Annotated in this window: 6 protein-coding genes; 3 read left to right on the top strand and 3 right to left on the bottom strand. The window is 72.5% G+C overall.

Annotated elements, in window-relative coordinates; genetic code table 11:
* The first annotated feature begins 126 nt into the window (after positions 1–126).
* A complete protein-coding gene (locus ACFVYA_RS38870; RefSeq protein WP_387052151.1) occupies positions 127–1,326 on the top strand; it encodes a cytochrome P450 in 1,200 nt (399 codons plus the stop codon).
* Here the strand turns inward: ACFVYA_RS38870 and ACFVYA_RS38865 are convergent.
* Entirely contained in the window at positions 1,306–2,310 is a 1,005-nt protein-coding gene (locus ACFVYA_RS38865; protein WP_387052150.1) for a sigma-70 family RNA polymerase sigma factor, read from the bottom strand. The genes ACFVYA_RS38870 and ACFVYA_RS38865 overlap by 21 nt on opposite strands.
* A 103-nt stretch (positions 2,311–2,413) precedes the next feature.
* Here ACFVYA_RS38865 and ACFVYA_RS38860 point away from each other — a divergent pair, with 103 nt between their 5' ends.
* The gene (locus ACFVYA_RS38860) at positions 2,414–3,004 is read left to right on the top strand and encodes a dihydrofolate reductase family protein (protein ID WP_387052149.1); all 591 of its coding nucleotides are present in this window, start codon (positions 2,414–2,416) and stop codon (positions 3,002–3,004) included.
* Between the two features lie 135 nt (positions 3,005–3,139).
* The gene (locus ACFVYA_RS38855; RefSeq protein ID WP_285992234.1) at positions 3,140–3,394 is read left to right on the top strand and encodes a hypothetical protein; all 255 of its coding nucleotides are present in this window, start codon (positions 3,140–3,142) and stop codon (positions 3,392–3,394) included.
* A 145-nt stretch (positions 3,395–3,539) separates the two neighbouring features.
* On the opposite strand, the gene ACFVYA_RS38850 is transcribed toward ACFVYA_RS38855, so the two are convergent.
* Both ACFVYA_RS38850 and ACFVYA_RS38845 read right to left on the bottom strand, forming a co-directional pair.
* Positions 3,540–4,286, bottom strand: coding sequence for a hypothetical protein (locus tag ACFVYA_RS38850; RefSeq protein ID WP_387052148.1), 747 nt, complete (start codon positions 4,284–4,286; stop codon positions 3,540–3,542).
* On the bottom strand, positions 4,279–7,302 hold the full coding sequence (locus ACFVYA_RS38845) for a DEAD/DEAH box helicase (protein ID WP_387052147.1): 3,024 nt from the start codon (positions 7,300–7,302) through the stop codon (positions 4,279–4,281). Before ACFVYA_RS38845 ends, ACFVYA_RS38850 begins: the two co-directional genes overlap by 8 nt.
* Positions 7,303–7,338 lie beyond the last annotated feature (36 nt).

Here is a 7,338-nt window from a genome sequence, read left to right as displayed (position 1 = left end):
CGTCGAGTAACTCACGGTCACAGCATACGAGCCGGCCTTCCGAGACACGTTGACTCATAGATCACGTCGTGGCACAGTCGAACTTGTGAGACAGGTTGTCTCACATTTCCGGCCGAGGAGCAGACCGTGCCCGATTCCCCGCACCCCACCGCATTGATCACCGGCCGCCGGGCGGAACGCTGCCCCTTCGAACCCGCCGCCGAGCTGACCGCGCTGCGCGAGCAACCCGAGTGGCCCGTCATCCCCCGCCACCACCCGTTCTTCGGGCAGTTCGACGCCCGCGCCGTCACGCGCTACGACGACGTTCGCGCCGTGTTCGCGCACGAACACATCGGCGCCGACATGAACGCCGACGCCGACGCGCCGCGCACCTTGTTCAACCAGCCCGGGTTCCTGCTCGGCTACGACGGACCCGGACACCTGCGGCTGCGGCGGATGCTGGCGGGCGCTTTCACCGTCCGCCGGCTCCAGGACATGCGGCCCCGGATCGAGAAGATCGTCGCCGAGCACCTGGACGCGATGCAGGAGTCGGGTCCGGTGGCGGATCTCGTGCAGGCGTACGCGCTGCCCATCCCCTCACTCGTGATCTGCGAACTGCTCGGCGTCCCCTACGCCGACCGCGCCGACTTCCAGCACCGCAGCGCGGTTCTGCTCGACGCCACCCGTACCCAGCAGGAACAGTTCGCCAACTACGCCGCCATGCACGCCTACATGGCCGAGCTCGTCGCCCGGTTGCGCGCCGAGCCCGGCAACGGGGTGCTCGGCGAGGTGATCGGCAAGCACGGCGACGAGATCACCGACGAGGAACTGGTCGGCTTCGGCAACCTGCTCCTCATCGCCGGGCACGAAACCACGTCCACCATGATCGCGCTCGGCGCGCTGGCCCTGCTGCAGAATCCCGGACAACTGGCCGCTGTCCGCGACGACGAAGACGTGGCGACCAGTTCGATCGAGGAACTGCTGCGTCACCTTTCCACCGTCACCTACCTAGACCGGCGCGCCACGAAGGACGTGGACGTCAACGGTCACCGGATCGCCACCGGCGAGCGGCTGTCGCTGTCGGTCCTGGCCGCCAATCACGACCCCGCACTGGTCGGCGGGAACGCCGGGCTCGACGTGCACCGCAAACCCGTGCCCCACCTGGCCTTCGGCTTCGGCGCCCACCAGTGCCTCGGCCAGCAGCTGGCCCGCATCGAACTGAAGACGGCACTGCCCGCGCTGCTGCGCCGGTTCCCGGAGCTGCGCTTGGCCGTGCCGTCCGAACGGATCGAGTTCCGGACCTTCTCCCCGATCCACGGCGTCACTTCACTGCCGGTGGCCTGGTGACAGTGACCGCGGCAGGCCGAACGCCGGGAGCACCCCGTTCTCGAACCTCGTCATGGCGGAGATCCGGCGGCCGGCCAGCGTGAGCACGTACAGGCCCGTGCCGTGGCTGGTGCCCGACGGACCGCGCAGGTACGTGCCGAACGCCGGCTGGCCGTTGGCGCGCGTCGGGACCAGGTCGAAGCGGCGGCCGGCGCCGAACAGGCCGGCGCACAACCGGACCACCACGTCGCGGCCCTCGTACTCGAGCGGCAGCGGCGGCATCGACACGAACACGTCGTCGGTCAGCAGGGCCACCAGCGCGTCGATGTCGGCGGTTTCCCACGCCCGCACGAAGTCCGCCACGATCGCGTGCTCGGCGGGTGAACCCGGCGCGGGCGCCGGTTCGCCCGGCGGCCGGCGCCGCAGCCCCGCCCGGGCCCGTTTGAGGGCGCTCTTGACCCCATCGGCCGTGGTGTCCAGCATCGCGGCGACCTCGGCCGCCGGGAAGCCGAGGACGTCGCACAGCACCAGCACGGCCAGCTGGCGCGGCGGCAGCACCTGGAGCGCGGTCACGAACGCCAGCGACACGGATTCGCTCTGCTCGTAGCGCGCCTCCGGGCCCAGCGGCGCGGCGAAGGCCCCTTCGAGGAGCGCGTCGGGAAAGGGCTCGAGCCAGACGACTTCCCCGAGCCGCGTCGGCTCGGGTGGTTCGACACCGGGGATGTCCCACGCCTTGGCCGGGCGCCGGGCCGCCGAGCGCAGCGCGCTGAGGCACCGGTTGGTGGCGATCCGGTAGAGCCAGGTGCGGATCGACGCGCGGCCGTCGAACCCGCCGAGGCCCCGCCACGCGGACAGCAGCGTGTCCTGCAGGGCGTCCTCGGCATCCTGGAACGACCCGAGCATGCGGTAGCAGTGCACCTGCAGCTCACGGCGGTGCGGCTCGGTCAGCGCCCGGAACGCTTCGCCGTCGCCGGCCCGTGCCCTGCCGATCAGTTCGGTCCCCATCCGGCCGCCTCTCCCTGGTCGCGCTGCCATCCTGTACGGACGCCGGCGGCGGCGCGATGGGGGCGGCCGCCCCTTTTCCCGGTGTCCCGGCGTCTGCCCCGGCATGGGAAAACTCATCATCAGCGAGAACGTCACCCTCGACGGCGTCGTGCAGGACCCGACCGGCGAGGAGGGGTCCGGCCGCGGCAGCTGGTTCACCTGGATCAGCGACGAGGACCGCGCCGCGTGGGCCCGGATCGAATACGAAGAGGCGCTGGGCGCCGAGGCCCTGCTCATGGGCCGTCGGACCCACGCGTACTTCCTCGGCCGGGGGTGGGCGTCCCGCACCGGCGAGTGGGCGGACCGGTTGCGGAGCCTGCCGAAGTACGTCGTCTCCTCCTCCGCCGTCGAGGACGCCGGCTGGGGCGAGCCGACGGTCTTGGCGGGCGACGTCGTCCGGGAAGTCGCGAAGCTGAAGGAGGAGGTCAGCGGGGAAATCGTCGTGTACGGCAGCGCCCGGCTCGTCCACACGCTGATCGAGCACGACCTGGCGGACGAGGTGCGGCTGATGACGTACCCGTTCGTGGTCGGCGCGGGCGAACGGCTCTTCCCCCCGACGACCGGCGTCAAGCCCGCGCGGCTGGTCGGCACGCGCACCGTCGGGACGGCCCTGGCCCTGCTGACGTACGAACTCGGCAGACATCGTGTACGCTGAGTGGTGCCCGAGAGGTTCCGTGCGACGGCCCGCCTTCACCCACGGCGGTGGCCGCCCGGCCGGGTTCACCACACCACTCGCGGAATCACCGGCTGCCCCTGTGCGGCCCACCCTTCTGAACCACGCCACCACCCGGTGGCGGCCACGAAAGGATCCCCGATCACCACTTCCACTGTAGACAGTGCGCTGTTCAGCCACCCCGTCGCCGAAGAACCCCGGCCCGAAGCGCTCACCGCGCCCCAGGACCAGCGGTACGGCAGCCTGTTCCTCCAGCCGGTGTACCCGGCCGAGCCGGTCTCCGACACCGAAACGTTCCCCGGTCCGCAACGAGGACCCCGGGCGGCGAACGCGCGGACGAGCGACCCGTCGGGACGCCGCACCCGCCGATAGTCCCGCGCGACGTGGCCGATGACCGGATCGACGAGCGTGGCTCAGGCCCGGAACTGGGGTTTGTCGCCCGGGCCCGCCCCGGCGATCCAGGTCTCGCCGGCCGGTTCCGCCACCGGGACGACGGCGGCGGCCGCCCCGCAGCCGTCTACTGAGCCGGCCCCTCGGTGCCGTGCTCGCCGGCGAGTGCCCGGTACGCCGGCCGGAGCAGCTCGGCGACGTCTGCCCCGCCCGCCGTGATCGCGAACGGCGGGGCCTGGTCCAGGAGCGCGTCGGCTGACGTCCGAGGCCCGTGCAACGGCGCCGCGCCGGGCAGGCCCGGGGCCTGACCGCAGTCGAAGAACGTGTCCATGACCTCGGTCAGGGCCGGAGACCGGTCGCCGGGATCGAGCGGCTCGGCCGCGATGAGCCGGTTCTTCAGCTCCTCGAGCAGCGTTTCGCGGTTCCGGCCGCGCAGAGCCAGGATGGTGAACGGGTCGTCGGCGACCCGCGCCACGAGCGCGGAGAACACCGCGTTCAGGTGACCGCACGGCACCTCGGCGTCCGGGCAGGTGCAGTCCAGGGACACCTCCCGCGCCGACGACGGGAACAGCGGCAGCCGGACCGCCTTGAAGATCTCTTCGACGTCGCGGGGCAGCTCGCCGCTGAGCAGCAGGACCGTGGACGACGCTTTCGCGGCCAGCGCGTGGGTGATCGCCGCCCAGTCCGTCTTCCCGAACGCCGTCAGCCCGATTCTCACCTGGTGCGGGTGGTCGTCCCGCACCTCGGCTTCGACGCGGCCCGCGCCGACCTCCAAGGACACGACGCGTCCCCGGCCCTCGGCGGGCAGGAGGACCCCGATCGCCGTCAACGCCCGGATGAACCGGGCCGGCCACCACGGGAGCGGCTCAGTCATCGATCGCCTCCTCCCCCAGGGTGAGCACCCCGCGCAACGCGTCCGTGGACAGTTCGGTGAACCGGCTTTCGCCCTCGCCGACGACCATCCCCGCGAGCTCGCGTTTCCTGGTGATCAGGGTGTCGATACGGTCCTCGATGGTGCCCGGGCAGACGAACTTCCGGACCTGGACGGTGCGTCGCTGCCCGATCCGGAACGCCCGGTCGGTGGCCTGGTTCTCCACCGCCGGGTTCCACCAGCGGTCCAGGTGCAGGACCTGGCCGGCGGCGGTCAGCGTGAGCCCGGAGCCGCCGGCCTTGAGCGAAAGCAAGAGGATCCGCGGCCCGTCGCCGGCTTGGAAGCGTTCCACGATCGCGTCTCGCGCCCCTTTTCCCAAGCCGCCGTGCAAAAACGCGACTTCGGCGCCGAGCCGGTCCGACAAATGGGGCACGAGCAGGTGACCGAATTCGGTGTACTGCGTGAAGCACAGCACCCGATCGCCCGACGCCAGGATTTCCGCCAGGATCTCTTCGAGGCGGTTGACCTTGCCGGAGCGCTGCCCGATCGGGGACCCGTCGTGCAGCAGGTGCGCGGGGTGGTTGCAGACCTGCTTGAGCTTCGTGATCGCGGCGAGGATGTGGCCACGGCGTTTGATGCCCTGGCTGTTCTCGATCTTCTTCATCATTTCGTCGACGATCGCGCAGTACAGCGTGCCCTGTTCGCGGGTGAGCCGGTACTCCTGCCGGATTTCGAGCTTTGCCGGCAGCTCCGGGACGATCGCGGGGTCCGTCTTCACCCGGCGCAGCAGGTACGGCTGCGTGAGCCGGCGCAGGTCGGCGGCGGTGGCGGGGTCGCCGCGGCGCTCGATCGGGGCCGCGAACCGCCGGCGGAACTCGAACCTGCTGCCGAGCAATCCGGGGTTGAGCAGGTCCAGGATCGACCACAGGTCCGCCAGCCGGTTTTCGACCGGGGTGCCGGTCAGTGCGAGCCGGTGCTCGGCCGTGAACCGCCGCACCGCCTTGGCCGTCGCCGTGTCGGCGTTCTTGATGGCGTGCGCTTCGTCGAGCACCAGGCGTCGCCAGGCGAACGTCTCGAGTTCGCCGGCGTCACGGGCGGCGGTGGCGTAGGTCGTGACGACGAGGTCGGCCGCGGCGATCTGCGCGGCGAGCGCGTCCCCGTGCGCGCGGGCGCTGCCGTGGTGGGCGTGGACACGCAGGCCCGGGGCGAAGGTCGCCGCCTCGCGCTGCCACATGCCGACCAGCGACATCGGGCACAGCACCAGCGTCGGGCGGCGATCGTCCTCGGCCCGCTCGAGCGCCTCGAGCGCCAGCGTCTGGACGGTCTTGCCGAGGCCCATGTCGTCGGCCAGGCACGCACCGAGTCCCAGCGCCGACATGAACGCCAGCCAGGCGACCCCCCGCTGCTGGTAGGGGCGCAGTGTGGCGCGGAACGACGGCGGCAGCCCGACCGGCCGCAGTTCCTGCTGGACCCGCCCGGCCAGGACGTCCCCGACCCAGCCGTCGGCGCTGACGCCGGTGACCGGCAGCGGCGTCTCCCCCGCGAGGTGGGCGAGCTCCAGCAGCTCGGCCGCGGCCGGGGGCCGGGTGTGCCGGTCCGGGTCGCGGCGCAGGAACTCGAGACCGGCGCGGAGCCGGTCGGCGTCGACGCTGATCCACCGGCCCCGCAGCCGCACCAGCGAAGTCTTCGCCGCGACGAGCTTCGCCAGCTCTTCCTCGCCGATCTCGTCGTCGCCCACCGCGATCGACCAGCGGAACCCGCCCAGCTCGTCGCGGCCCACCCGGCTGCGGGTGACGACCTGCTCCGACGGCGTGCTGCGGACGGACAGCCGCAGCCCGAGCCGGCGCCGGCCGTCCCAGGTGGCCGGAAGCTGCACCTCGAACCCGGCCTCGACCAGCCGGGTCGCGCCCGAGGTGAGGAACCGCTCGGCCTCCTCGACGGTCAGGTCGTATTCGGACGGCTGGGTCCGGCGCAAGGCCGGCGCGAGCATCGGTTCCACCAGCGCGGCCCGGCCCAGTTCGGCGACGAACAGCCCTTTCGGGTCCCTGACCAGCCCGTTCGCCTCGCCCGACCAGATCTGCCCCGCCGACAGCAGCAAGCTCGCGTCGGCGGTCGCCCGCAGCAGGAACTGCAGCTGCCACTTCGTGCCGTCGCCGGTCTGGTCGTCGGGATCGTCCTCGGCCGGTCGACGCAGGGTGGTGACCTCGGCCAGCCGGAAGCACGCCCGGCCGTCGACGACAGCGGCATCGGCGGTATCGGCGACCTCGTCCCACTCCGCGACGGCGCCGGCCAGGACACCGAGCTCGGCCAGCGGCAGCTCGACGCGCGGAACGCCGCCTTGCAAAGCGGAGAGCCACACCGCGGCCGCGTCCCCGCCCCCGCGCAGGTCGACGGGCGGATCCGCGCGCGCCAGCCGGTCCCGGACCGCGGCGTCGACCAGGGCGTGGAGGGCATCGGTGACGAGCGCGCGCGGCGAGGCCCCGGTGAGCGGCGCGATCTGTTCGGCCCGCCCGACCGGCGGCATCGCGGCGACCAGCGCGTCGAACGCGACGAAATCCACGCCCTGCAGCACCGGGCGCCACCGGGCCTCCGCCGCGTCGCCCCGGCGGAGGAGCGTCGGCAGCACCCGCCCGCGCCGCACCAGGTCCGCGGCCAGGCGGGCCACCGCCCGCAGGTAGGTGACCGAAGAACCGTACGAGGCCGAGTCGTCGAGGTCCTCCAGCTCGCTCGCGTCCACGATCAAGGCCGGCACCGACCACGGCCGCAGCGACAGCACCCGCCGTTTACCGCCCGCCGGCTCGGAGGAGGCCAGCGGCCGGTTCGCCCGCGACGGCAGCAGCAAGGTCGCCGACGTGGGCTTGCCGGGATGCAGAGCGGTCAGCTGCGTGCTGGAGACCGCGAACGGATGCGGAAGCGCGATCCGCGCCGAACGGCTCGCCGTGCCGGCCGGGCCTCGGTCGCGCTCCGCCCAGAGCAGCAGCCCCCGGCCCGGAGACCACAGAGCGTGCACCAAGGGCAAGGTCTGGGGCTCCTTCGTCCGGTCCGGGTCCTCCGC

It is taken from the genome of Amycolatopsis sp. NPDC058278 (genome assembly GCF_042881395.1).
Taxonomy (GTDB): Bacteria; Actinomycetota; Actinomycetes; order Mycobacteriales; family Pseudonocardiaceae; genus Amycolatopsis.
This window is presented reverse-complemented; position numbering and strand designations above follow the sequence as displayed.

Excerpts from the sequence above, each read along its gene's own strand:
- ACFVYA_RS38865 (WP_387052150.1), bottom strand. The coding sequence starts at position 2,310 with ATGGGGACCGAACTGATCGGCAGGGCACGGGCCGGCGACGGCGAAGCG.
- ACFVYA_RS38850 (WP_387052148.1), bottom strand. The coding sequence starts at position 4,286 with ATGACTGAGCCGCTCCCGTGGTGGCCGGCCCGGTTCATCCGGGCGTTG.
- ACFVYA_RS38860 (WP_387052149.1), top strand. The coding sequence starts at position 2,414 with ATGGGAAAACTCATCATCAGCGAGAACGTCACCCTCGACGGCGTCGTG.